General features: G+C 57.9%; 19 protein-coding genes. All 19 read right to left on the bottom strand.

Translation table 11 applies throughout. From position 1 onward, the window contains the following. Positions 1-549: 549 nt before the first annotated feature. The 19 genes from B5F76_RS10695 to tssB all read right to left on the bottom strand — a co-directional run bounded on the left by B5F76_RS10695 (position 550) and on the right by tssB (position 24,750). Positions 550-2,187 (bottom strand): TssA family type VI secretion system protein, encoded by a 1,638-nt coding sequence (locus tag B5F76_RS10695; RefSeq protein WP_087354379.1) that lies wholly within the window; start codon positions 2,185-2,187, stop codon positions 550-552. Between the two features lie 70 nt (positions 2,188-2,257). After that, positions 2,258-3,421 carry a hypothetical protein gene (locus B5F76_RS10690; RefSeq protein ID WP_087354378.1) on the bottom strand — a complete coding sequence of 388 codons (1,164 nt, stop codon included), beginning with the start codon at positions 3,419-3,421 and terminating at the stop codon, positions 2,258-2,260. After that, entirely contained in the window at positions 3,418-5,430 is a 2,013-nt protein-coding gene (locus B5F76_RS10685; protein ID WP_162608810.1) for a PP2C family protein-serine/threonine phosphatase, read from the bottom strand. Before B5F76_RS10685 ends, B5F76_RS10690 begins: the two co-directional genes overlap by 4 nt. A 42-nt stretch (positions 5,431-5,472) precedes the next feature. After that, the gene (locus B5F76_RS10680) at positions 5,473-5,880 is read right to left on the bottom strand and encodes an ATP-binding protein (protein WP_162608809.1); all 408 of its coding nucleotides are present in this window, start codon (positions 5,878-5,880) and stop codon (positions 5,473-5,475) included. Further along, positions 5,877-6,242: an STAS domain-containing protein gene (locus B5F76_RS10675; RefSeq protein WP_087354372.1), complete on the bottom strand. Its 366-nt coding sequence runs from the start codon at positions 6,240-6,242 to the stop codon at positions 5,877-5,879. Before B5F76_RS10675 ends, B5F76_RS10680 begins: the two co-directional genes overlap by 4 nt. Before the next feature lie 41 nt (positions 6,243-6,283). Further along, the gene (gene tssE / locus B5F76_RS10670; RefSeq protein WP_087354370.1) at positions 6,284-6,772 is read right to left on the bottom strand and encodes a type VI secretion system baseplate subunit TssE; all 489 of its coding nucleotides are present in this window, start codon (positions 6,770-6,772) and stop codon (positions 6,284-6,286) included. A gap of 6 nt (positions 6,773-6,778) precedes the next feature. Beyond that, a complete protein-coding gene (locus B5F76_RS10665) occupies positions 6,779-7,375 on the bottom strand; it encodes a hypothetical protein (protein WP_087354368.1) in 597 nt (198 codons plus the stop codon). A 179-nt stretch (positions 7,376-7,554) separates the two neighbouring features. Further along, entirely contained in the window at positions 7,555-10,977 is a 3,423-nt protein-coding gene (locus tag B5F76_RS10660; RefSeq protein WP_087354366.1) for a type VI secretion protein IcmF/TssM N-terminal domain-containing protein, read from the bottom strand. Between the two features lie 121 nt (positions 10,978-11,098). Continuing rightward, on the bottom strand, positions 11,099-12,007 hold the full coding sequence (locus B5F76_RS10655) for a DotU family type IV/VI secretion system protein (RefSeq protein WP_087354364.1): 909 nt from the start codon (positions 12,005-12,007) through the stop codon (positions 11,099-11,101). Between the two features lie 60 nt (positions 12,008-12,067). Beyond that, positions 12,068-13,495 carry a type VI secretion system baseplate subunit TssK gene (gene tssK / locus B5F76_RS10650; protein WP_087354362.1) on the bottom strand — a complete coding sequence of 476 codons (1,428 nt, stop codon included), beginning with the start codon at positions 13,493-13,495 and terminating at the stop codon, positions 12,068-12,070. After that, complete coding sequence (locus B5F76_RS10645) at positions 13,485-14,051, bottom strand: type VI secretion lipoprotein TssJ (RefSeq protein WP_162608808.1); 567 nt, start codon at positions 14,049-14,051, stop codon at positions 13,485-13,487. The genes tssK and B5F76_RS10645 overlap by 11 nt, the downstream gene beginning before the upstream one ends. Positions 14,052-14,122: 71 nt before the next feature. Beyond that, positions 14,123-14,521 (bottom strand): DUF4150 domain-containing protein, encoded by a 399-nt coding sequence (locus B5F76_RS10640; protein WP_087354358.1) that lies wholly within the window; start codon positions 14,519-14,521, stop codon positions 14,123-14,125. Between the two features lie 32 nt (positions 14,522-14,553). Beyond that, a complete protein-coding gene (locus tag B5F76_RS10635; protein ID WP_087354356.1) occupies positions 14,554-15,192 on the bottom strand; it encodes a DUF3540 domain-containing protein in 639 nt (212 codons plus the stop codon). A 31-nt stretch (positions 15,193-15,223) separates the two neighbouring features. Continuing rightward, entirely contained in the window at positions 15,224-16,228 is a 1,005-nt protein-coding gene (locus B5F76_RS10630; protein ID WP_087354354.1) for a pentapeptide repeat-containing protein, read from the bottom strand. Continuing rightward, the gene (locus B5F76_RS10625; protein WP_087354353.1) at positions 16,225-19,314 is read right to left on the bottom strand and encodes a DUF2169 family type VI secretion system accessory protein; all 3,090 of its coding nucleotides are present in this window, start codon (positions 19,312-19,314) and stop codon (positions 16,225-16,227) included. Before B5F76_RS10625 ends, B5F76_RS10630 begins: the two co-directional genes overlap by 4 nt. Then, entirely contained in the window at positions 19,314-22,076 is a 2,763-nt protein-coding gene (tssH, locus tag B5F76_RS10620) for a type VI secretion system ATPase TssH (protein WP_087354351.1), read from the bottom strand. The genes B5F76_RS10625 and tssH overlap by 1 nt, the downstream gene beginning before the upstream one ends. A 124-nt stretch (positions 22,077-22,200) precedes the next feature. Then, positions 22,201-22,680 (bottom strand): Hcp family type VI secretion system effector, encoded by a 480-nt coding sequence (locus B5F76_RS10615; protein ID WP_087354348.1) that lies wholly within the window; start codon positions 22,678-22,680, stop codon positions 22,201-22,203. Positions 22,681-22,777: 97 nt separating this feature from the next. After that, positions 22,778-24,253, bottom strand: coding sequence for a type VI secretion system contractile sheath large subunit (gene tssC / locus B5F76_RS10610; protein ID WP_087354346.1), 1,476 nt, complete (start codon positions 24,251-24,253; stop codon positions 22,778-22,780). Next, positions 24,253-24,750, bottom strand: a complete 498-nt coding sequence (tssB, locus tag B5F76_RS10605; protein WP_087354344.1) for a type VI secretion system contractile sheath small subunit — start codon at positions 24,748-24,750, stop codon at positions 24,253-24,255. Before tssB ends, tssC begins: the two co-directional genes overlap by 1 nt. Between the last annotated feature and the right edge of the window lie 150 nt (positions 24,751-24,900).

The following is a 24,900-nucleotide window of genomic DNA, read 5'->3' as shown; positions in this document are numbered from 1 at the left end:
GTCCTTAAGCAGTATATCGAATCCCAAAGAACTCCCAACTAAAGGCAAACTTGCCAAGCTAGGGGCGCCTTATATCCTCCCCCTGAAGGGAGAGGTTTTACGGCGCGCTCGATAAAAGAAGGGCCAGCACCCTTGAGCGCAAGCCTTGTCCAGAGAGAAAACACCGGTTTGGGATATGTGTACCCAGAGTCAGCCGAGCATGCGGCGCCTGACTGTACCGGGAAAGATGGGGATTCTGTTGTGACTCATTTCGTGTGGGCCTCGTGGAGCTTGCGGCATGTGCGCAAGACATGCGCGGACATACACTCTGTGAATGAAGAACACTTTGCCGGGCCTTTGAGGTGTGGTTGCCCAAGGCAATGCGTTGCCAAAGTGTTGCAGCCTTGAGGAAAAGCATCCTGCAAAAGGCATTCTTCCGAAGGCTTGTGGTTCCTTCAGAATTTTCCAAAAACGTCCTTTCGTGTCAATAGCCAAAAGAGCGGAAAATGGTCTCCACAGGTGTAGACAAAGAAGACTTTCTGTATGAAATTGCAGGGCTTTTTTGTCTGTCTACAGGATAGAGGAGGGCCTTATGAGGGCCATTTCCGCAAGCAGTTCCCTAACTTTCTGGCTGCTGTCCGGCATATCTCCAAGGCACTGTACATTAAGGCGCAATATGTCCAGCATGATGTCACTGGCCCAGATTTCGGCCCGCATTTCCCTGGCAAGTCTGCGCAGATCCTCGGCAATGGTAAGGGCAGCTTGGCTTTGCTCAAGGCGGAGAAGCAGCCTTGCCTGTTCCAGACGCAAGGACAGAAAGGTCTTTTTGTCCCTTGCGCAGGAAAGAGCCCTGTCGAGCGCATCCAGAGCCTCGGTGTGCCTCCCCTCGTCGAAAAGGGAACGGGCACGGAGAAGGGGATCGGCATCTGCGTTGAGGCCGTTTCCCTGTCCAGAATTGCGGACAGTTTCGGACTGTTCGTCTGTCCCGGCTACTGAGGCAAGCCAGGAGAGTGTCGCCTCGTTTGCAAAGGGTGTCCCGTCGCTGAAACTCATGCACTCTATGCCTTCAAGGCGCCGTACAAGAAGCAGGGTCTCAAGGGCTGTCACCTCATGCGCGCTGCTTCCCAGGGCCTGCAGGGCCCAGGTGATGATGCGTGGCCCGTCCAGCCAGAAGAGATGCGCTCCCCAGAGATTGTCCGCTGCACTCAGGGCCTCTGCTGCCATGCCTTTCTGGACAAGTCTTTCCACGGCAGCCATTTCGCTTTCCGGGGGCGGGGGCAGGGCGGTTTTTCCCGCATCTTGCGGAGGGAGTGCCTCCATCTGCCCAAGACGGGCCAGGCAGGTGGCCTGCCAGCCAAGGGGAGAGAGCGGGTTTGCATTTTTTTCCGCGAGTGCGAACTCTGCTGCGTAGCGCAGAAAGTTCTTGCGGTTTTCGGCAGCGTTGTCACAAGGGGCAGGTACTGCCACTGTCTGAACAAAAGGAGCTTTGGGGGCTTGCGCTTGCACAGTAGCCGTTGCTGCTTGCTGTGCCAGGGGCCGGCTTTCCTGTCCAGCCTGTTCCACGTCCGGTTGTTCGGAAAGCAGGACAGTGCCTTGTGCCAGTGCTGCAGTATCTTCCGTCTTTTGTTCGGCTTGCTGGAGAGTCCCTGTTGGGGGATTTTCCCTGGGCTTGGGTTGAAGGCGCTGCACCCTGTCCATGAGGTTGCGCAGGGAGGGCTGGTCCGGTAGATGTTCTGCTATTCCCGCATCGAGCCTTTGCAAGGCCAAAGTCAGGCGGTCGAGAAGATCCGGGTCAAACCTTGCCTCCGTGTCCGCCACAAGGCCGTCCAGGGCAAGCTCCATGCGCTCGCGCCACCAGGAGAGGGCGTTGACGCGGCCGCGCACGCGGCGAAGGATGGGAAATCCCGTATCCCAGAAACGCTCCACAAGCCCTGCCAGAATCTCTGTACCGTCTGCTATGCCTTCAAGGCCGTGTCTTCTGAAAAGCGCATAGCCTAGGTAGCTTGCGGCCTGAAAGTCCTTGGCCCTGTTTTGCAAAACAAGTGTTGCCTGCTCTTCCACCACATCCCAGCGGCATTCCTGGGAATGGGAAATAGAGGTCAGTTTTTCCACTTCCTCGAGCATGCGCGTGTATTCTGTCTCGTAGCGCGCATCACTGCCTCCGGGATTGTCGCCCGGAAGGGGTATGAGAAGTGCCTGCGTGTCCATATGTCCCCCGTGCAATTGTACCGCGTGCCGGAAATTTCCTTAACCTGTCCTGCAGGGCTTTGGGGCTTGGTCAGGGAAGCAAACCGTTTTCCCGCCACTCGCCGTCCATATCCACATATTCGTCCGTTATGGCAAGAACCTTTAGGGGGGGATCCCAGCCAAGGACAAGGGCTGACTGCATGTTGAGGGAAAGGACAAGGGGCGAGACGTGGACAAGGTCCTTGGGCAGACGAATACCCCCGATTATGTCCGCCACAATGCGGGCAAGGTATCTTCCGAGAGCAAGCTGCATGCGCTTTCCTGTGCCAAGGAGTGCACCTGCCTTGAGCTCCCTGCCCCCGGCAAGGGAAAAGGTGGGGATGCCTGCCTTGGTCAGGGGCGAAAGGGCGTTTGCAGCGTCCAAGTGACTGGCAGGCTCAGGGGCAAGGGTGAGGAAGACAGCGTCCACGCCCTCTTTTGCGAGCTTCCTGTTGCAGGCAAGAAGATGTTTTTCCAGAACATCGGGCTTTTCGCCCCACAGGGACTCCGCGCAAGAGACAAGCGTAAAATTCTGGTCCCTGGCTGCCCTGTCAAGCTCGTTAAGGCCAGCCATGTCGCGGCCGTTTTTTCCGTTGTCCCAAACAACCCCGAGCCTTTCAAAGCCAAAGAGGCTGTGAAAGAGCGTTGCCAGTCTGTAGAGTCTGTCTTGTTCGTGGACAACACAGACTTTGTTGCCTGTGCCCTTGCCAAGGCTTTTGGCAAGCTCAGTGTTGGCAAAGGCAGTGACCGAGGACACAAGCACGGGAAAATCCGGATCCATGACACTCGCGTCGACAGCAGTCCAGGTGTCGAAGGCAAGGACAAGATCAAAGTCCCGCAAAACCTTGCCTCTTGTGGCTATGCTTTCCCTGACCTTGTTGCGAAGATTCTCGTTCCAGCCAGCGGAATAGAATCCGTCCTCGAGAAAGACGACCCTTCCCCTGGCATTTTTTGCAAGCCATTGCCACAGGGGTGCCGTGCTGTTGTCCACGGGTTCGGGAACAGGACTTGTCTGGATGAGCCCGAGTTCTTTAAGCCCCTCTGCAAGGCCCTGCAAAATGAGCTGATGGTCTGCGTGGGGGCCTGCCTCCCAGCAGAGGAGCCGCAAGGGCCCTTGCTGAGCCATGCTCCGGTCAGGGTGCTCTGCGTGCACGGGATTGGGAGCTATCCAAAGAAGAGAGAGAAGAGCCAGGATGGCAACACAAAGTCGAATCATGCCCTTTCCTCCCCGCAACAATGCGTGTCTTGGCCCAGCTCCCCCTGTTCAAGGCAGAGGATGGTGATATCGTCTGCCTGACCAGCATCTTTGACAAAGCTCTCGACATCCCCGACAAGCAGTGCAAGGGATGCGTCGGGAGCGCTTTGGGAAGCCTTTGCGATGCTATTGTAAAGCCTTGCCTCGCCAAAGAAGTTGCCGTCCCTGTCCCTCGCCTCGGTGACACCGTCCGTATACACATACACCCTGTCCCCCTTGTCCAGATCTTGGGAAAATCCCTGGTAGACAAGGTTGGGCACAACTCCGACCACTGGACCGCTGAGCCCCGCCAGAGGTGTGATACTGCCATTTTTACGTACGCAAAGTGGCGCGCAGTGCCCTCCGTTGGCGTAGGCAAGGTGCCCTGTTGCAGTGTCAAGTACGCCTATGAACAGGGTGACAAACATGTTGGCTTCATTATTGTGCTCAAGAAGGGTGTTGACTTTTGTTATGGCCCTTGCCGGATCCGGACATTCGCGCACACAAAAGCGCACATGGGTCACCACCTTGGCCATGAAGAGTGCAGCAGCCACTCCCTTGCCCGAGACGTCGCCGATCACAAAGGCTACGCGCTCGTCGTCCAGGGCAAGGACGTCGTAGAGATCCCCGCCCACTTCCCTTGCCGGGCGCAGGAAGGCGGCAGCATGTCCTCCTGTCAGGGAACGGACCAGGTCCTTTCCTGGCAGCATGTCCTTCTGAATGCTGGCAGCTGCCGCGATTTCGCCTGCCATGCGCTCCCTTGCCGCAGTCTCCCGCATGAGATCCCTGATATTGTGCACCAGAGCATGCCCCATGGAGGCGTAGGCTCTGGCAAGCTCCCCGAGCTCGTCGTGGCGCCTTAGGGGGAGGTGGCTTGTGGCTGTCCTTTCCAGTTCCTCCAGGGCACCCTTGCCGCTCATGTCCAGATGGGCAAGCTTCCTGGTCTTCACTGTGAGCTGCAAAAGGGGGCGCAGGGTCTTTTGCATGGCAAGCACACTCAAGATGAGGGCAGCAAGCAAAAAGGCCAGGGTCAGCCAGCCAAGGCTTGTGAATGCCCTTGTGACAGGACCCGTGATGGTCTCCATGTCAATCTGCATGCCAAGCGTCCAGCCAACACTCTTGAAGTACTTGCCAACAACCAGATAGTCCCTGTCGTTTTGTTCCACAATTGTGCTGACAGACGGGCTTGTACCATTGGCCTTTTGCGCAAAATCCGCTACCGCATCTCCGGATATGGCTGGCAGATCGTGGCTTGTACAGGCAAGAACACGTCCGTCCGTGTCCCAGATGACGGTCTGAACCAGCTCGTCTTCGAGGTAGCGGGTGTAGACGCGCAAAAGCAGGTTTGCCTTGAAGGACTCGGATGCCATGGCAAGATCGGAGAGGGGCAGGGCGACAAGGAGCAAAGGGCCTGTGCAGCCAGCATGCGTGGCAGGTTTTGGAAAAGCAGGGTTTTCGAGGGGCAGGGCAAAAAGGAGAAGATTTGGTCCGTCAAGGCCGGGCAGTGTTTCTTCGTCTGCCACAAGAAAATCCCCGTTTGCGGAAACGTTCTGTACAAGGAGTGCCAAGCCCTGTGCCGGAAGTTTTGTACCGCCAAGGATGAAGGGCGCATCCTGTCCCTGCAGCTTGTGGGGAAGGACAATGGCAAGGGCAAAGGGCGTTCGTCTGGCTATTTCCGCAAAAAAATGGGCCCTGAGCATTCCATCGCTCGGGCTTGCATCCTTTGAGTGCAAGGAAAGCCCCCTGATGGTTGCGGCAATGTTTTGCATCTGGGAGCGGCGCTCCCCTGTCAGGCGCATCCTGTAGGCAAGGTAGTTTTTGACGCCCTCTTCAAGGAGAGATTCCTCTGCCTGCAGCATGGAGGCCAGATCCCTTTTTCTCTGTTCGGTCATTTCCTGGCCGATGCGCTCCCAGGACAGCCAGAGCACAAGGCACATGGAAAGACTGACAGCGGCAACGACTATGATGGTGAGACGAAGGCGCAGGCTCATGGCAGTGAAAATCTGTGTGACTGGTTTTGCTTCGGGCAAGGGTCAGTCGCTGACCAGAACCCGTATCCTGTTCCAGCCGTTTTCGTAGCTGTAGTCAAGGGATGTGGCGAGTGTCTTCACAAGGAAGATGCCAGCGTGTCCCTCGGTCAGGGTTGCCAGATTTTTGAGTCTGTCCGTATCGTCCACCTCCAGAGGATTGAAGGGAGTCCCTCTGTCTTCCACAACCAGGTCTGCAGCATCCATGTCAGCCACAAGGGTCACGCGCACAGGGCCAGGCGCAGGGGCGTTTGCATAGGCGTGCTCGACAGCATTGAAGAAGAGTTCTTCCAGAATGATGAAAATCTTCTGGCGCACTGTCGTTTGTGTGCCGCAGGCTATCATCTCCTCGGAAAGCAGGGAGAGCACGGGACGCAGGTTCTCCTGTATGGCCGGGTATTCGCAGGTTTTCAAGGCTGGCCTCCCAGCGTCCTTCTTGCCTCTGAAAGATCTGCCACAACCGGGAATATGGTGGAAAAGCCGGAGGTTGCGACAATCTGTTCCGCAAGGCCGCAAAGCCCTGCAAGGACAAGCCTGCCCCCCTTGCCCATGAGCCTCTTGCCGATTGTCATGATGGAGCGAAGGCCGGAGCTTGTGAGATAGGGCATGTCGTCGCAGACAAGGACAATGTGATTGGGCTCTTCCGCATCCATGTCGCTTGTGACCGAGGAAAGAAAGTTTGTTGCCTCAAGGCCGTCCAGAGCACCGTCTACGCGGTACACCAGGACCTTTGCGGAAAAAGCTTCTTCGTCTTTTTTTGCTCGTGTGAGTTTCACTGTCTGCTCCCTGCTCTATATCCGTATTGCCTGTTCAGTTGCTATGGTCTGCCCAAACCTGTCTTTTCCGGGACCGAATTTCCGTTCTCTTCGCTCTCGTCTTCCCTGTATCTGCGCACATTGATGCGCCCGTTTGGAGTGAGAACAGTCTGGAAATACATGGTGTCATTCTGTCTGCCTGTGAGTGTGGCAGTGAGGGCAAAGCACAGCGTGAAGGGTTCGTTTTTGTCCCTGCAAAAGCGCACCCTGACATCGGAAAGCCTTGGTTCGTAGCGCTGGATGACACTGGTGAGAATGGATTCGATTTTGGCGATGTTGCCTACGTTGTCCGTGCTGCACAAGTAGGTGAGATCGGGCATGCCGTAGTCCTGGGCAATGATGCTCGACCCCTGCCTTGTGTTCAAAAGGCGCACAAGGTGCCCGAGAATGGAGTTTTGCAAGGCCTCCATGTCCGTTCCCCCCAGATCCCTGTTCTCCGAGGGTTTGCGGGCCATGCTGCGGATGCGTTCGAGAAGGCGTGTGCGTTCCATGGAAAGCTATTTCCCGGCTCTTGTCCCGGAAGTATCGGCCTTTGCGCGCACCCCGCTCAGGACTATGGTCAGCTGGTCTTTTGTGTAGCGGACCTCGCTTTCAGTCTCGTAGTTTCCGACAAGGGAGAAGCGGGCAAAGCTCCCGTGTTGCCCAAGCTGAATCCTGCGCACAGGGCAGTCCTTTGCGGGTACGACCATGGTCGTTGCTTGGGCCTGCCACTGGCCGTGCAGATCAAAGACAAGGGCCTTTACGCGATCGAAGCGAAAGGTCGTGTAGGCGCCCAATGTGCCCGTATAGGGTATGGCAAGAAAAAGCTGCGCCTTTTCCCTGTTCCAGGAAAACGAAAAATTTCCAAGGCTCCCCTGTCCCTGTTCCTTGCCCACGGGCAGAAGGGAGTATGGTGCAGGAGCTGGTTTTGCCTGGACCTTTGGGGGAAGTGGAGGGGGCACGGCTGCAGTCTGCACAGGGATTTCCTTACTTGGAATCGGAACCTTTGCCTCCCAGTCGAGCCCCTGCACAGTGATGATGGCAAGAACCGCAAAGAGAGTGCACCATACCAGAAGGATTTGGGTCATGTAGGATGTAAGGCGTTTGCTGATCAACGGGCACTCCAATGTACTATGAGGTACGGACAGGGAACTATGCAAGGAATTGAATTTCGCTCAGGGAAAGATCTGTGACTATCGCCCGGGCCTGCCTTCTTCTCTGCCCGTGTATCTTTGCGACATTGCTCTTCGATGTCGCTCGGCTGGAATCCAGGATTGCAGGCAGGACATGCAGGCTACCAGGTGCTCACAATGCGCGTGGGCACCACAAGCTCGCCTGTGAAGGCCGAGAGCACCTTCGGTGCATCGTCCGCGAGAAGGCGTACGCGCACATTGTGTATGCGCAAACGCTCCATGCGATCGGCCTGTTCCGGAAAATCATTGGGACTGAAGACACGTTCGCCAAGGGAGAAATCCTCAAGCAGGGCCCTGAAATCACTGTAGGCATACTCAAGCTTCAAGGAGGGGAAGCTGAAGGATATCCTGCCCTCCCCGCAGTTTTGCGGCTCGAATTCGAAGACGGCATCGTTGGGGTAGTTTGCGTTGCGCACACTCTGCCTGCCCTTGCGGCAGGTGAGGGAGACTTCGTAGTACTCAAGCCTTTCGGCAGCGTCTGGGTTGATGGTCGCAGCCGAGGTCTTGATGGCAACGCTGTAGCTTTCGCGCAGGGGATTGGCCTGGGCGCTCTTGCCCTCCTGCATGAAGTTCAGGAATGCGTCTGCAAAGGGAAAGGTCACAAGGCCTCTGGTCCTGGCCCTGTAGGCGCCTACGCTGCGGCTGACAAAGGGCGCCAGATGCTGGGTGGCAAAGGCCGTGACAAGGCCCTTTTCTCCGAAAAGTCCCTCCACTGCCTCTTCGGCAGGCAAAAGGGCTGCCTGGGGCAGGACCTCGCTCTCCCACAGGCGCTGCAGGGAGCTTGCAGCCGAATAGGTGATGGCCTGCTCCAAAAAGCGCAGGGGGCCTGACACAAGCATGAAGGCAGGGCTTTTTTCCCGGCTACCCCGCTCCTGTGCCTTCAGGCCAAGGGTCTTTCTCAGTTCCCCAAGAGCAGTTCTTGCGCGGGCAAAGGCCGTCTTTGCCGGATCCCCGTACTCCCTGCCCCCGAAGTCTATGGCTGCCAGGGCAAGGCTTCCTTCCTGGTCCGCCAGGGTGCCCCTAAGCTCTTCAAGGGCAGCGAGATAGGCCTCGAAGGCATTGACGCCGTCCACAAGGAAGCCTACCTGTCTGCGCTCGCGAATTTCCTCCTGCAAAATGCGCAGATCGCGCCGCTCCAGGCTTGTCGCATCCCACAGGACAGAGGCAAGGGATCTTGCGTCCTGGCTTCCCCTTGCCTCGCAGACAAGGAGCATGTCGCGCACAAGGCGCAGATCGTCTGCCCAAGGGGGAGCCGCGTTTTCCGCAAAGAGCGGTTCGAGCTGCAGGGAAATGTCCGCTATCAGTCTGAAATAGGGATCCTTCTTGCCCTCGCCCTGGGCGCTCATGCGCACAAGGCTTTCCACATTGTCCGTCACAAGCCAGGCGTTGTCCGTTTTTTTGATGAACTGGGCCCAGACGTCTGCGTAGTCCTGCAGATAGCGCTTCCAGAAGGGCTGCTCGTCAAGCCTTGTTCCTGCTTCGCGGCTCAGGGCCTCCAGATTGTCGTGCAACGATGCGTAACCCTGGGGTGTATAGATGGCCGGTACAGAGGAGAAGCCCGCGCTGCCCCTTGGGGATCCCGGCCAGTAGCGTGAAGTGGGGAATTCGCCGCGCGGAGCCCTGGCGTTTTCCAGGGCGCACAGGCGATGGAAAATGGCCTGTGCGTCGCGGCCGACCAAAAGGCCGGACAGGGCGGCAAGGCGTCCCTGCAGGTTTTCGAGCTCGGTTTGAGAGGCAAGGGATGTGTGAACTGCAAAGAGATTGCCGAAATCCGGTGTCCAAAGGCTTGTCCCGGAAGTGACGCTCTCGCCTTCCAGGGGGAAGGGCAGGGAGGGTTCCTGTCCCTTAAGGCGCGCGTCTATCACGTGGTTCAGCCAGAGCACGCGCTGCATGGCTGCAAAGCCCTGCGCCTCGTTGCCCAGACCAAGGCTCTGACACTCCTGAAGGACCCTTTCCTGAATGGGCTCGAAATTCGTGGCAAACACGCGCCCTGCCCTGGTTACCTCATTGTCTGTTGTGTCCAGGCCAAGGCCTGGCAGGGGAGAATGCCTTCCCTGCAGGAAGCGTATGGCCTGTGCCTCGTCCTGCAGGCGTGCCATGGGTGCCGTGTTGTCCTGCGCCTCTAGCCACAGCCTTTTTGCCTCGTTGAGGCCCTGTGTTGTGTGCAGCGTTGCATGGGCTGCAAGGGCGCAGATTCCGAGGAGCGCCAGACAGCATGCGCCATAGGCAAGGGCCCTTGGCCTGTCGTGGGCGCTTCCTTCCTCAAGGCTCACATAGAGGCTGCGATCCCGGGCAATGACAGCGCCAAGCCCCTGCACAAAGGACGGCACAAGGGCTTTGGGGGCTTGAGTGCCGGGCTGCGCGGAAATGTCCCTGGCAAGGGCAGCCAGGGGAGTGGCTGCTTCCCTGACTTTTTGGGGCTTTTCGTGAGCTTCGCCAAGGCTTGCAAAGCGTATGCTGCGCAAGAAGGGTGTCTTTCCCTCAACCACTGGCAGGAGCAGGGCCCTCAAAAAGAGGGCAAGTCCGGATTCCAGGGCAAATATGTCGCGTGAAGCATCGAGCATTTTGCCCCTGGGAGCCCTTCCCTGGCAGGCCTCGGCAAGAACCAGACCCGAAAGGGTTTTAGAGCATGCGCAAAGGGCAGCGTGCGCGCAGTCGTTTGGAGATGTGTCCCCTGCAAAGTCCCTGCCAGCCAGAACCTCGCGCGAGAGAGGGGAGAGTGTTTGCAAAAGCTCTCCTACGCTTTCCATCTCCTCGATGCCGGTGACTACCACATGCAATGGCATGCGGGCCCTGTGGGCGCGCAGGATGTCCTCTGAGCGTGCACGCAATATCCGGGCCCTTTCCGTAAGCTCCCTGTCTGCGAGGCCCGAAGCCATGCCAGCTCCCATGTCGTCTTGGTCGATACCTGCCAGTTCCCTCACCGAGAGAACAACAAGAATGGCGGATACTGGTTCTGCGGGATTGTGGCCTTTGAGAAGATCCAGGGTGCGCTCAAAGCCTTGGCGAAATGTGCCATCCTTCAGGGAAAGATGCGCTGGATCCGGCACAATGAGGCTTAAGGTGTCGGAAAAGTGCCAGGCAAGCATTGGGCTAGGGCCTGCGACACCTTGCGGGGCTTCCGTGGCAAGGGCACTTGCAAGCCCATGAGCATTGCCCTGCGCAGATCCCAGGACAAACACCAGGGGATTGCGGCCAAGACTCATCGCATCCATATGGGCAAGGCCTGCCCTGCAGGCCTCTTCCATGGCGTTGGCGTTTGCCTCGTCGACAACTTGTGACGCAACCTTTCTTGTGTCCGTGGCAAGGACCGTCTTGCGAAAGCGTCTTCCTGCAAGATAGAGCCAAAGCCTTCTGCCAGCAAAAAAGAGCACCACAAGGGCTGCCAGTACGACAAGGGGCATAATGAGGCTTTTGAGCTCGAAGCCCAGGAAAAGGGACGCCAAAAAGACTATCCCCGCGAGCAGGGCAAGCAGCAAGAGGCAGAGAATGCCGGTGAGAAGAGCCTTGAGAGCCGTCATCATTATATGGGCGCATCCCCTGGAAAAGTACAGGGAGATAAGCGCCTCCTCCTTATATGCGGAAAATGTGTGTGTCCCTTGAGTTGCGTGCAGTTCCTGTTGTACGGATTTTGGGACTCCCCTGTCAGGAGCGCGTTATCCAGGGAAGATCCAGACTGTTGATACAGCTTGCACAGACAAGGTACCACAGCGCCGTGACAAGGATGGGGAAGAGCACAAGGAAGATGGGCCCGGGACGCCCAAGCCTGGCCTTGAGTCTGGCAAAAAGGCTTTTTGGGAGAGGTGCCCTTTGGGGGATATCCTGAATGCTGGCCTCATTCCTGGGAAAAAACCTTGCACAAAGCCTTGCTGCAGAGGAGAGCATGTCCTCCAGCTCCCTTGCGCGCTCTTCGGCGTACAGGCAGCCGCGAAAACCGTAGAGCAGGCACAGCGCCATGAAGGACGCTGCCGCGAGTGCCGGATTGTGGGAATCTGCGTTACAGGTATCGGCAAGGTTGGCCATGGCATGGGCTATGTCGCGCGTGTCATGCACAGCATGGCCTGCAAGGCCTGTCAGTCCTGCAGGGGCATGGGACCTATCCGGGTTTTTGTACACAGGGTGCATAAGCAAAATGTCCGCGTCCCTGCTTTCCGTCTCAAGGGCCTCAGTGAGCATGGCAAAAAGGGCCGCGTAGAAGGCGTTTCCCCCATCCGTCCTGCCAAGGCGCTGCAGCTGAAGGCCGTGGGCAAACCAGCCGCTTTGCGGAAGGCCAAGCAATATCTCGTCAACCAGGGCATAGGCCGCAAGACGGCAGGCCTCAAGCTGGTTTTGGGCAAGGACGGATGGCTCGCGCTCTTCCTTGTCGCACAATTGGGCCATGATACCGGAAAGCTTTTCATAGTCCCTTTCGCCATCTGCGGATGCGTGCGCTACTGCCAGCGAGAGCATTGGTTCAAAGCGTCTGCGAAGCTGCGCGAAAAGATCCCTTGCCAAAGGACCTTGCGGCTGCCCTGCATGGGGCATGGCGGATGAAAATGGGGACGTGTGCGGCATGACGGTATCCTGAAGGCGGAAGAGAATGCTCTGGATGGGCGTGTTCGGACGAAAAAGGGGCTATTGTCCAGGGCGGGCGCTGGGGGACATGAGCACAAGGTGCACTCTCGTGTCTTCTGGCGCGTTTGGCAAAAAGAGGGCAGCCTTTCCGCCCTGCTGGATGGCAGACCACAAGGGGGAGGCAGTGCCTAGCAGAAGATAGCGCGTGTCCTCGCGGCGCGGCAGGCCCTGGGGCTGCATCTCCTCGGTGAGGGGAACGCCTGGCAGGGAGCGGCTTAAAAGAGCAGCTATCTGATCCTCACTTGCAAAGCGCAGGCCGCTGGAAGCAAGGCCTGCAAGGAAGGAGACGTCCTCACTGCGCACCTGCAGCCAGAAGTCGTAGTCCGAGCGGGCGTATTCTGGCAAAAAGAGCGTCCAGAAGTCAGCCTTGCGCTCGAAGGAAAGAACGTGGGCCGGGCCTGTGGCAAGGTGGGCCGCAAGTTCGGACACAAGGGCCTTTGCCCTGCCCAAGGCTCCTGCCGGATCCAGGTGATCGTAGGCTGGAAGGCAATTTGTCCCGTCCCTGGACTTTCCAAGGACATTGACGTTTGGGCTAAAGAGGGAGAGTTCGCCAACAAGGGAGCGCATCATGGCGTAGACAGTCCAGGGGTGGCCGAAGCCTGTCTCGCACACATGTTCAAAGAGGGGAAGGTGGCGGGCAAGGACCTGCAGCATGGTGTGCAGGGCAAGGGACTGGATTGTGAGCGGAAGACGCCCGCTTCTGCCCGAGGTTTCCCTTGCCGAGAGCTTGTAGTCCTCAAACTGCTGAAGCCTTGAGGCAAGGGTGTTGCGCACACCTTTTACGTACTCCTGCAAAATCTTGCTTGCCCTAATGTCGACGCAAGGAGGGACATAGCCCTTGTCCAGGACAATGGTGCCGGCATTCGAGTGCAGCCGTGCCAGGGGGAGAAGTGCAAGATCTCCACCCGGGGCCCTTTCCGAACCTTCCTGCCTGAAGACAAGTTTCAGGTTGAGCAGCATGAAGCGCACGTCCGCGGGGGCACCCCCTGCCAGAAGATCCTGTCTTTGTTCGGGGTCATGGCTTGCCACAAAGCGGGTGGAGGCCCTTGCAAGCTCCTCACCCTCAAGGCGCGCAAGTTCGGTCACATTGGGACTTGCGTGGGAGAGTGCCGGAAGACCCAGACAGACCATAAGCGCTTCCTCGCGGTTGGGCCAAAACTCAGCGCAGTTTTGGGGGGCGATGAGGGCGTTTTGTCCGAGAACAGCGTGGGTGAGATCCGGGAAGATCACATCAAGAGCCTTCAGGCTGACGATCCCGAGAGCCAGAGCATCCTCGTCGATTTGAAGTTCGCGCACCCCCCAGGGGTAGGGCGAGGAAAGGGAGGCGAGAAGCGTGCAGTCCGTAGCCCTGGACATTTCCAGAAGCTGGAAGTGCTGCGGCTGCAAGAGGGTTCCGTGTTCCCAGAAAAGACGCGGTTCAGTTGTCACGCTCGACTCCTCGCACGTTGATGCTGGCCTGGCCTATGTCTATGGCAAGATTCATGTCTGCTGCCGTAAAGACCGGGTGGGAAAAGAAAAGATAGGATCGCTCGCTGTCCTCGTGTACGGGGATGGGGACAACAGCCAGGCAGCCGGAAGTTGAAAGGGTGTTGAAGCCCGCTGCCACGGCAATGTGCTTCGCGTTTGCCGCGCGGTCCAGGGGAAAGACGCGGTACTCTCCTGGCTGCACAAAGAGCTGGGTCGCAGTAATGATGTCCGGGGGTGCAGGCTTGCACAAAAGAAGCGAGCGCAACCCCTGCTCGTCTGCGCCAAGGGCGCGAATCTTTTCCCCGTCCGGCACCTGCATGACGCACAGGCTTGTGGCGTGCCCCTCACCGTCGATGAGGTTTGCATCGCTTTGCGCGTCAAGAATCACCGTGATAGCGCCTGGCTCTTCGTTCCAGACGACCTTTTCCGGACTTTCTGCCGGCATGGGCTTTGGCATGGCGTAGGGATCCTTTTTGGACGAGCAGCCACAAAGCGTGCAAAGGCAGAGGAGGGCCAAGAGAAGGAGAAAAGGGACGATATGCGCCTTTGGGCTTGCGCTGGAGGTTTGGGATGAATGCGGGGACATGCCTAGGAGACCATGACCTTTGTTTGGGTGGGGCTTGCTGCAATGCCTGTGGTATTGTTGGCATTGTGGGTGGTCGGATCCGCGTTGCGCACGGCTGCCTTGCCCTCGAGGCGGACCTTCATGGAGCCCTGCACAAAGGCCACCTCGCCCATAATCTTGTTGGAGACAACGCCCATGAGGGTACCAGCCTCGTCGCCGTTGGAGAGCATGGTCTTTGATTTCACCGTGAGGGCAAGCCCTCCGCTCACCATGACCTTGGTGCAGGCCGATGAAGGGTTGACCATGGAACAGACGGCCATGTTGGGAAAGGGTGTTGGCACAGGTCCCGCAGGGCTTGGGACCTTGCAGACATCCGGTGCGAGGGCTGTGAGGTTGCCACCCTGATTTGTCAAGGCAAACATGTCTCCCCCAAGGGCTTTTGCATTTATTCGGACTAGCCGATCCTGATGTTGCGTCCGTCCAGGATGACGCTGTCTTTCGAGCGCATGTCCAGGGAGCGGGTGCGCACGCGCATGAGCTCGCTTGTGCTTACGCGCATCCGCTGGGCCTCGGTTTCGCACACACCGTCCACCTTTTCAAGCCTGCGCCCGAAAAAGCCGAAGGCGCGGCCGGCCATTGCCACAAGGCTTGAGGCTCTGGTTTGCACGCTGCGAAAGGCCTTTTCAAGGCGCAGTCCGCACAGGCGCACAAGGCTTGCCTGCACTTCCATGTGCCTCGCCTCAGTGCGAACACCGCATCCCTTGAAAAGAATGTCCCTGTCCGCCTCAAGACAAATGTCCTGGCCCTTGAATGTACTTTCCTTGGGAAGGACAATGTCGGCCTTCTCATTGCAAAGTTCAAGGACTGCGAGGATGTAGGAGGACGCTTGTGTCTGGCAGAGAAGGACCAAATCGCCCCTGTCGGGAGCAACAAGGCAGGAAGAGGCTCTTTTGGCCTTCACAAGGCCAAGGGGGCCGTTCACAAGAAAACTGTCCCCAAGGACGGAAAAGACACTGGCTTCGTGCAGCTGACACTGCCCCATGAAGGGAGCATCGTCTGGAAGCCTTGCCTGATTGTTTGCTGTATTTTTCATTATTGTACTCGTGAGGGGCAGGATACATCCGCTACAGGGGCATATGTCCGGGGACAAAGCTTTCCGCTGCAAGAAGTTCCCGATCCGTGGAGCGGATATTGTCAAGAAGTGCTCCGTCAAGCACAGTGCCCTGCAGGGAGACTGCGTGGAAATTGGCCTGGGTCAGGTTCGCGCAAGCCAGATTTGCGCCATCAAGGCAGGCGTGGGAAAAGTCGCTCATGGAAAGATCTGCCCCTTCAAGGGAAGCAAGGGCAAGGTTTGCTTTGGAAAAGACGGATTTTTCAAGCCTGGTCTTTTCGAACAGGGCTCCCTTGAGGTTGGCGTTTTGGGCAAAAAGCCCCTGGCAGTCGCAGGAGACAATGCTTGCGCCGGACAAATCCGAGCCTGAAAAGCCCGCGTGGCAAAGCTCGCACTCCTCAAAAACTGCCTTTTTGAGGCTGATATCAAGGCAGATGAGCTGGGGAAGGCAGCATTGTACAAGAGTCAGGCCGTCTGCCTGGCATTCCCTGAAGATGCACAAATCCCCTTTGCACTCCTCAATCTTCCAGCCGGAAACATCGCAGGCAAGAAAGAGGCAGGAGGCGAGGTTTGATGCGCGTATTCTTGTTTGGGAAAGCCCCTCGCAGCGCTCGACTATGGCCTTTTTGAGCAAAAGTCCTTCAAGAAGGTTTCCCTCCTCAAAGCGGCATTTGCCAACAAGGGCCCCCTCAAGGTTCAGGTTTGCAAGATGACAGTGGGCAAAGGTCACTTCCTCGAAGGAAGCGTTTTCAAGGTTTGTGTCGGCAAGCGTGCAGGAAGAAAGGGTGCAGCGCACAAGCTGGGCGTCGGAAAGGTTGCAGTCCTGAAGGTTGCAGTCCTGAAAGACGCAGTCGGAAATCTGGGCCCCTGCAAGGTCAAGCCCCTTAAGGGACAGGTTTTCGAAACGCTTTCCCTGGGCATTTTTGAGCCTCTGGACAAGGTCCTGCGTGTTGCCTGCATTGTCCGTGTTTTGCGGATTGCCGGAAAGGGAATCCGTGTCTGTCATGCTGGCTGTCATACGGCACCCCTTGCAAGCGAGGTCCGAGCCACATTGGCGCCCTGAAGTCTGGTCCGCTCATTGACTGCCAGGTTCATCAGATCAGCGCCAAAGAGGTTGGCCCCCCGCACGTCGCAATTGCCCACACGGCAGTCCCGCAAGGCACCGAACAAAAGATCGACCCCTCGCAGATCGCTGCCGAAAAGGTCGCAGGAAAGAAAGCGGCACTCGTGGGCTGTCATGGCTGCAAGGTTAGCCTTATGAAAGACACAGGTCTCGAACAGGGCCTTTTCAAGATGTGCCCCGTACGCGTCAATGCCCCTGCCCCTGCATTCAAGCCAGTTGCTGTCCACAAGGCTTGCCCCTGAAAAGGCAGCGTCATCGAGGCTGCTAAAATAGATGCGCGCGCCATTCATGCGCGCATTGGCAAGGGAGCATCCCTGAAGGGTGCATGTCTCGAAGGTTGTCCCTTCAAGAAGCGCGCGGTCCATGTGTGCACCAGCAAGGTCTGCCTCTGCGAAATAGGCCCGTGAGAGACGGCATCCGGAAAAGTCGGCTCCCCTTGCCCTGATGTTTGTGAAATTTGCCTCGCTTGCATCAAGGCCCGAAAGAACAGTTTCCTCGAAGACGCAGCCGGAAAAATCCGCGTCCCTTGCCCTTGCGCCCGAGAGATTTGTGCCTTTGAGGCGGCAGCCATTGAGCTCGGCCCTGTCAAGGCATGCCCCGGAAAAAGTGGCGTGGGAAAGATCCGCGTTCGAAAAGTCCGCGCCCTCGAGGTTGCAGCCGGAAAAATCACAATGGGAAAGGTTGGCCCCATCGAACAGGGCGGCTGCCAGATTCAGCCCCGCAAGGCTTGTTCCGGAAAGATTTTGTCCTGAAAAGTCCGTTATGCCCGGATGATCTGCCTGGTTATCCTCACCCTTTGGTGCTTGCGCAGGATCTTCCTGAGGATCTGGAACAGCTTCGGCTTCCGCCTGCCCAGCCTCATCCCCTGTGTCTGCCTCATCAGGAATGCTGTCGGCAGGCTTTGGCAGAGGAACAGCGGGAAGGGGATCAAGGGCCTGTATGTCGGAACAAAGCGCGCCCGATACGCCGCACTCTTTTGCAAGGCCCGCGAGATCCAGGCTTTTGTCTTTCGGCATGTCCGCGACCCTGGCCAACAGGGCACTGATTGTGTCCTCGTTCGTCCCACCTGTCCGCAAGAGCTTTTGCAAAGCGTCCTGCAGGGCTGGATCCTGGTAGACACCCTGCCTTGCCCTTGCCAGAAGACCAGTCATCTGTCCCGTTACAAGGCCTGGGTCAATGCCCAGGGCCAGGGCAACATTCTGGCACACCGAGAGTATGGCCGCGTCCCCCAAAAAGCCGGAGTCAAGCGGGGAGAGGGCCTTTTCGAGACCCTTGCCGTCCCCTTTAAGGCCAGCCATGTGCAGTGCCTTTTCAAGGTCCGGGCCGTCAGAAAACGTTGGCGCAATCTTTCCCTGGGCTGCGATTTTAAGCTGGCGCACAAGGTTGTCGCGCACGCTGGAAGGTGCATTGACAAGCGAGGCAAATTGGTCCCCGAAGCTTGCAAGGGCAGCGTCATAGGCCTCCATGCTCGCATAGTCCTCCAACCTTGGCGGGGTCATGGCAAGAACCCTTTCAAGGCGCTCCCCGTAGTCCGCAGGAAGGCCTGCCTTGCGCAGCACACCCGGGTCAAGAAAAGCGTCGCTGGCCGTGTCCGCAGCCATGTCAGCCTTTTGCAGTTCGCCTCCGATTTCTTTCATGGCGCCTGCCTGGCGGGCTATTTCGCGCTCCACCTCCTCGACGCTCAATGGGCGCATTCCCTGACGCTCGAGTATGGGATTAATGGTCAAAAGCAGCTCAGGCAAATCCTCGCTGGCCTTTTTTTTCGCCGTATTCACAGCCTCTTCCAGGGAAGGTGCGGGAGCATTGGCAACTTGCCCGGAATCGGGCACAGGATTTGTCCCGCCTTCCGGAAATTTTCCCGGGGCATTCGGGGTATCCGGAGCCTGTGGGGCTGCGAACGCGGGCGTTGCCAGGGAGGCTTCGGGGGCTGCAGCCCCCATGGCTTCCTCTGCCGCGTTCGCCTCTGTCGCGTCGAGCTCGGCCTTCATGGCCAGGAGTGTATGAAGGTCGTTTCTTGGACCGTTGACCCTTTCGTGGCAGACAAGGATTTTTTGTATGTCCGAGCCCCTTTCGTCAAGCGTTGGCACAAGGGCGTGCCAAAGCTGCAGGCCAAGCGCCTTGTTCGGGAAAAGCCAGACCGTGTCTGCGGCTGCGGCAAACTCGTACCATCCGGGCTTTCTGGACGATCCGTTTCCCTTGTCCGCGTATTGGGCAAAAAGGCGCACGCGCAATCCCGGCAGGGAAGAGTGAAGCTCGCCTTTTTCGTGCATGCCAAGCACGCGTATTTCCTCAAGGCCCTCAAAGGGGCTTTTCTGGATTTGCTCCCTTTGCGCAAGGTTGTACCAGGACCAGTCGAAATCCACAGGCGGAGCAGGCCAATGGCGTGCAAGCCACTGTGCGTCAAAGGTTCCCTTGGGGATTGACCTTGCCGCCATATCCTGCGGCATGGGGCAGGCTGGTCGAAAATTCTCGGCTTCTCCCGCATTGGACAGGGCAAGGACATTGGGAAGGGGACGCAGGCCCCTTGTTTCCAAAGCGCCCACCCCTTTGGGATTTTCCGCAAACCCCGGGCCACCATAGGTGTGCTTCCAGTCCAGGGGCATGCGCTCGAAGGGTTGAGGATTGAGGCCTCTCAGGCCATCGTCAACCCTGTCCCCAAGGACAAGGAAGGAGCGCTCAAGGCTCCCTACACGTATGCTCGCCACAAGGGAGCGCGCAGCTTCCCTGTCCTTTGCCATGGCACACCCTGCGCACAGCCACTCTGCCCCCTGTTTGGGAAGTCCGAGATCAAGGACGCTTCCCTCGCATAAGGCAGAGCCAGCTGCCTGCAGGGCCTCTTCCACAGGCACAACACTGCCCTTCTCAAGAAGGGAAAAGCCAAGGTACACTGTGAGGCACTGAAAGAGGGCCGACCCGTCCTGCGCAGGGAGAGGTTGGGCAATGGACGTCAGGGCCAGATGTGGAAAGAGTGAGGTTTCCATCAGGACTTTTCAAGCGCAGCGCAAGCCTTGGCGCTGTCAGTATCCTGGCAGGCGTCACTTTCGACTTTGGGCGTAGCACCTGCCTCAAAGAAATCCAGCACAAGTTCGCCTTCCTCGACGCTCAGATGCACGTTGTCCGGGGGACAGTCGTCCGCCATGTGCCGCAGGATGTTCTTGGCAAGCGTAGGCAGCACAGTTCCTGCCAGAACATAGTCTATGTTGCGCGCGCCTGTATCGGTTTGCGTGCAGCGGGCAGCAAGCCAGGCAGCAACACTCGCGTCAAAGGTGCAGACCATGCCGTTGTTGGCAGCCACGCGCGAGGCAAGGGTCGCAAGCTTGAGGCCTGCAATATCCTGCAAAACGTCCTCGTGCAGGCTTGTGTAGGGAACGATACGCATGCGCGCAAGCAAGGCAGGCTGGAAGTGTTTTGAAAGCGTTGGTCTGAGCGCGTGTATGAGGCTTTCCTGATCTGGCAGAGACCTTGAGTCCGCGCATAGGTGTTGGGTGATGTCCGTGCCAAGATTGGAGGTGAGCAGTATGACTGTGTTGCGAAAGCTCACCTGTGTGCCTTCGCCATCGTTCAGAACGCCCTTGTCGAAGACCTGGTAGAAAAGCTGCATGACGTCCGGATGTGCCTTTTCCACCTCGTCCAGGAGGACAACGGAGTAGGGGCGCCTGCGCACTGCTTCCGTGAGGAGTCCGCCCTCGCCAAAGCCCACATAGCCTGGAGGGGAGCCCACAAGGCGCGAGACCGTATGCCGCTCCTGAAATTCGCTCATGTTGATGGTGATGACGCTCTCCCTGTTGCCAAAGAGCGCGTCCGCAAGCGCAAGGCCCGTTTCCGTCTTGCCCACACCCGAGGGGCCCACAAGCAAGAAGACTCCCATGGGCTGGGTTGGGGAATTGAGGCCGGCACGGCTTGCCTGTATGCCCTCGCAAATGGCCGAAAGAGCCGCATCCTGACCGCGTATGGAAGCGGAGAGCGTTTCGTGCAGGCTTGCGACCTGGGCTGCCTGATCCCTGGCCACCCTGCCAGCCGGAATGCCTGTCCAGTCCGAGACAACCTTTGCCACAACGTCCGCTGTGACCTCCACGCTCACAAGCGGATCGTTGCCCTGGCGCGCGCAAAGGGCTTCCCTGGCCTCCTGCAGCCTTGCCAGTGCCGTCTCGGGATCGAGTATCTCTTCCTGGGGCTCTGCGCTGTCTTCAGTGGGGCTGGACACGTTTGTGTTTTGCGCAGCCCTTGCCTTGGAAAGCTTTTCGCGCGCAGCGACAACAGCCATGGCAAGCCCCTTTTCTTCCTGCCAGCGTTTTTCAAGAGCGCGCGCCGCTGTTCTGTTTTCCTCTATGCCGGCCTCGATTTTTTCAAGGCGTACCGCATCCACGGCTATGCCCTCGTCCTGGTCTCTTTTCAGGGCAGAAAGCTCGCGCTCAAGGGCCTGCACCTTGCGCTCACTATCTTCCAGGGGAGCAGGCTTGGCAGCAAGACTCACGCGCACCCTGGCGCAGGCCGTGTCCAGAAGATCTACAGCCTTGTCCGGCAAGAAGCGACCCGTAATGTAGCGCGCGGAAAAGTCCGCTGCGCACTCTAATGCTTCGTCGCGCACAAGTACCTTGTGGGCCTTTTCGTAGCTTTCCTTGAGCCCCCTCAAGATAAGGGTTGTCGTTTCCACTGAGGGCTCGTCCAGACGCACAAGCTGGAAGCGCCTTGCGAGAGCCGCGTCCTTTTCAAAGTACTTCTTGTACTCCTTCCAGGTCGTGGCAGCGCAGGTGCGAATTTCGCCACGGGCAAGGGCAGGCTTCATGAGATTGGCCGCATCCGAGCCCCCGGCGCTGCCCCCTGCGCCCACAAGCAGATGTGCCTCGTCTATGAACAGTATGATGGGCTTTGCCGAGGCCTTTATTTCCTCAAGAACGCCCTTGAGCCTGCGCTCGAACTCGCCCTTGACCGAGGCTCCTGCCTCGAGAAGCCCTATGTCCAGGCCAAGCAAGGTCGTGTCGCGCAGCGTTTCCGGAACATCCCCCTCGTGTATGCGCAAGGCCAGCCCCTCCATGACGGCGGTCTTGCCGACACCCGGCTCGCCTACCAGGATGGGGTTGTTCTTGCGGCGCCTTGCCAGGATGTCCACCATCTGGCGTATTTCCTGATCCCTGCCAAAGACAGGATCCACACGACCTTCCCTGGCCTTGGCTGTAAAATCCTCGCAAAAGCGGGCAATAAAGCCCTGCCTGGCTGCTTCCCCGTCCCCTTTTTCCGCATGTTCGGAGTCCGCCACAAGGGCCTCTTCCTCGGCAGAGCCAGCGCTCAAACTGGCGAAGTCCCGCACAATGGCTGCCGGGTCCAGGGAGCGCACAAGGAGGTGGTAGTCGCCCTGGGAGTAGAGGCGCGGGCGCATGAGAAAGGCCAGAAGGACGCCACCGGAGCGCAGGGTCCGGCTTTTGAGGTCAATCGATGAGCAAAGCCAGCCAGCCTCGAGAGCGTCCTGCAGGGTGGGCGAAAAGACAGGGCGGCCCGTGTTGCCCGAACGCAAATGGGAGAGTGTTCTTGCTATCTCCTCCTTCAGGGCGCCGCTGTCCACCTTGGAGCGCGCAAGCACAAGGCTTGCGTCCGAGGTCGCGTCCTCCAGAAGGGAGATGAGAAAATGCTCAAAGGTCACCTCATAGTGGGTGTGGCCTACGCTCAGCTCCGCTGCCCTGTGCAGGGCACGCGTGCACACGCTGCCGCATCTGTCTATAAGTCCCCTCATGTCAACGCCCAACATACTGCGTCTCCCTGCTCTTGAAGCGTCCCTTTTTGGCCCGATTCTGCTTTTGGGTAAGGCCCCTGTGCAGTGGTTGCACAAGGGCCTGCCTTATACGTCCTGCTTGTGTCCGAAATAGGGAATCCTACTTCTTCCAATCGTCCACGTATTCGATATTGCCGTCGTTATAGGTCCAGGTGATCTTGGAATAGGTGAAGGAAACCTCTTCCATATCCGCATAGGGCTTGTTTTCGGGCAGGAAGGTCATGGGGGTCTTCTTGCGCACGGATACGACTATGGCGTCCTCGAGCTTGATGGTGAAATACTTCTCCTCCACGCCAACCGGACCAATACGGTAGTGATCCAGGGTCACTGTGCACTGCTCGCCTGTGCAGCAGGCCTTGTAGATCTTGGGGCTTGACTGATCGACGTGCTTTGTCACTGTCAGGGGATGGTGGATGCGCTGTCCGGTGGGAAGACCAGTATGGGTGTCCTTGGGGATCTCTATTTCATGGTCAACAGCGAAGACAATAATGGTGTCCTTCTTGTCGCCACCCTGGGGGCAATCGCCCTTCATCTCGCCCTGGCTCTGTCCTTCAATCTTCATGTACGATGTAAGTGCCATAGTGACTCCTTGTCAAAGCTGACTGTCATATTTGATCTTTGTACAGTCGAAAACACATGTTTGTTGGGGGAATTGCAGTTGTATCCCTGCAAATGGCCTAGCTCTTGTCAAGCTTGCCCACCAGGGAAAGGGTGAAGTTGGAACCCATGTACTTGAAATGGGGTCTGGCAAAGATGTCCACGCTGTACCAGCCCGGATCCCCGGCAACATCGTTTACGACGATTTTTGCCATGCGAAGCGGCCTCTTGCTGCGCGTGACAGCGTCCGGGTTGTCCATTTCCGTCACGTACTGGCTTATCCACTTGTTGAGTTCGGTGTCGAGATCCTCGCGCTCCTTCCATGTGCCTATGTTTTCCCTCTGGATTACCTTGATGTAGTGGGCAAGCCGGTTCATGATCATCATATAGGGCAGCTGGGTTGAGAGCCTGTAGTTGAGCTCTGCCTCCCTGCCTTCCGGAGTGTTGGGGAAAACCTTTGGCTTCTGGCAGGAATTGGCGGAGAAGAAGGCCGCGTTGTCTGCACCCTTGCGCATGGTGAGTGCTATGAAGCCTTCCTCTGAGAGCTCGAACTCGCGCCTTTCGGAAATGAGCACTTCCGTGGGGATCTTGGTCTGCAGCTGGCCCATGGCCTCGAAGTTGTAGACAGGCAGGTTTTCCACAGCCCCGCCGCCCTGGGGACCTATGATGTTGGCGCACCAGCGGTATTTGGCAAAACTGTCCGTGAGCCTTCCCGCAAGGGCAAAGGCCGTATTGCCCCAGCAAAAGTCCTCGCTGTTGACAGCCTCTTCCTCGAAGCTGAAGGTCTTGGCCGGCATGGTGTCCGCACCGTAGGGCACGCGAAGGAGGAAGCGGGGAAGCGTCAGTCCTACGTAGCGGGCATTTTCGCTTTCCCTGAAGGAGCGCCACTTTGTATACTGCGGCATCTCGAAGAGGGATTTGAGATCCTTGAGATTGGGCAGCTCCTCCCAGCGCTCGATACCGAAGAAGTCCTTGCCTGCAGCGCTGATGAAGGGAGCATGGGACATGGCGCAGACACTTGCCATGTTCTGCAGAAGGGTCATGTCCTGGTTGCCTGGGCCAAAGTCGTAGTTGCCAATGACAGCGCCTACGGGCTGACCGCCAAACTGGCCGTACTCCGCTGTGTAGATATGCTTGTAGAGGCCAGAGCGGGTGATTTCCGGTGCGTCCTCGAAGTCGTCCAAAAGGTCCTGCTTGGAGGCGTTGACAAACTCTATCTTGATGTTCTGGCGAAAGTCCGTGTTGTCCACAAGGTATTTGAGCCCGCGCCAGGAACGCTCCATCTCCTGGAAGGGGGCGGAGTGCATGATGGCGTTGACCTGGAGCGAGAGCTGTCTGTCAATGTCCGCCAGCATATTGTCCACAAGGGTGGGCGAGACCTTGGGCTGGGATCCTGTGCCAACCAGCTCCTTCAAAAAGGCCTTGAGGCCTGTCTTTGTAGCGCTGAAGCCCTCGTCTCCGGGTTTCAGCCTCGTGATTTCGACTATCTCGTCCAGAAGGCTTTTTTGCTCTGCTGTGGCCAGTTTTTCCGTCTGTTCCTTCAGTTGTTCGCTCATTACTGCTCATCCTTGTCGCTGATTTCGAGTACTTCAAGCAGGGTCTTTCTGGCCTCGTCGTCCGTGACCAGCTCCTGCAGCTTGCGGCGGAAATCCGGAATGTTCGCCAAGGGTCCCTTGAGGGCCTTCAGGGCCTCGCGCAATTCGAGCAGTTTGGCCAGTTCCGGAACCTGTGCTGCCACTGCGTCCGGGGAAAAGTCGCTCATCTTCTCGAACTTGAGATTGACCGCCATCCGCGCGTCCTCTTCCTCGCTCAAGCGATTGGGAACGTTTACGGACAGATGCAGGCCCTGGGCCTTCATGACGTCGTTGAAATTGTCCTTGTCTACGGAAACCGGTGCGCGATCCTCTATGGGGCGATCGTCCGTTCTCTGCGTGAAATCGCCAACCACCATGAGCTTCAATGGCAGCTCAACGTCTTCCTGTACATTGCCCGTGGCAGGCCTGTAGACAATGTTGACGCGCTCCTTCGGGGCTACGGAACCTTCTTTGGACATGATATATCTCCTCGATTTGGGATGATTGCCTGGGAATGAAAGTCTGGCCGGCCACTGACATGAGCAATGGGAGGGGGAAGCGCAAGCCAGGAAGGGGTCGGCAGGGAAGGCATGCGGGATTGTTCCCGAATGTGGAACACTCGTTTTTGT

Source organism: Desulfovibrio sp. An276 (genome assembly GCF_002159665.1).
GTDB lineage: Bacteria > Desulfobacterota > Desulfovibrionia > Desulfovibrionales > Desulfovibrionaceae > Desulfovibrio > Desulfovibrio faecigallinarum.
Note: the sequence above shows the minus strand (reverse complement) of the source record. Positions and strands in the feature narration are given on the sequence as shown.

Excerpts from the sequence above, each read along its gene's own strand:
- B5F76_RS10690 (WP_087354378.1), bottom strand. The coding sequence starts at position 3,421 with ATGATTCGACTTTGTGTTGCCATCCTGGCTCTTCTCTCTCTTCTTTGG.
- B5F76_RS10655 (WP_087354364.1), bottom strand. The coding sequence starts at position 12,007 with ATGCCGCACACGTCCCCATTTTCATCCGCCATGCCCCATGCAGGGCAG.
- B5F76_RS10685 (WP_162608810.1), bottom strand. The coding sequence starts at position 5,430 with ATGAGCCTGCGCCTTCGTCTCACCATCATAGTCGTTGCCGCTGTCAGT.
- tssE (WP_087354370.1), bottom strand. The coding sequence starts at position 6,772 with ATGGAACGCACACGCCTTCTCGAACGCATCCGCAGCATGGCCCGCAAA.
- B5F76_RS10635 (WP_087354356.1), bottom strand. The coding sequence starts at position 15,192 with ATGAAAAATACAGCAAACAATCAGGCAAGGCTTCCAGACGATGCTCCC.
- tssC (WP_087354346.1), bottom strand. The coding sequence starts at position 24,253 with ATGAGCGAACAACTGAAGGAACAGACGGAAAAACTGGCCACAGCAGAG.
- B5F76_RS10625 (WP_087354353.1), bottom strand. The coding sequence starts at position 19,314 with ATGGAAACCTCACTCTTTCCACATCTGGCCCTGACGTCCATTGCCCAA.
- B5F76_RS10660 (WP_087354366.1), bottom strand. The coding sequence starts at position 10,977 with ATGATGACGGCTCTCAAGGCTCTTCTCACCGGCATTCTCTGCCTCTTG.
- B5F76_RS10630 (WP_087354354.1), bottom strand. The coding sequence starts at position 16,228 with ATGACAGCCAGCATGACAGACACGGATTCCCTTTCCGGCAATCCGCAA.
- B5F76_RS10695 (WP_087354379.1), bottom strand. The coding sequence starts at position 2,187 with ATGGACACGCAGGCACTTCTCATACCCCTTCCGGGCGACAATCCCGGA.
- tssB (WP_087354344.1), bottom strand. The coding sequence starts at position 24,750 with ATGTCCAAAGAAGGTTCCGTAGCCCCGAAGGAGCGCGTCAACATTGTC.
- B5F76_RS10615 (WP_087354348.1), bottom strand. The coding sequence starts at position 22,680 with ATGGCACTTACATCGTACATGAAGATTGAAGGACAGAGCCAGGGCGAG.
- tssH (WP_087354351.1), bottom strand. The coding sequence starts at position 22,076 with ATGTTGGGCGTTGACATGAGGGGACTTATAGACAGATGCGGCAGCGTG.
- B5F76_RS10640 (WP_087354358.1), bottom strand. The coding sequence starts at position 14,521 with ATGTTTGCCTTGACAAATCAGGGTGGCAACCTCACAGCCCTCGCACCG.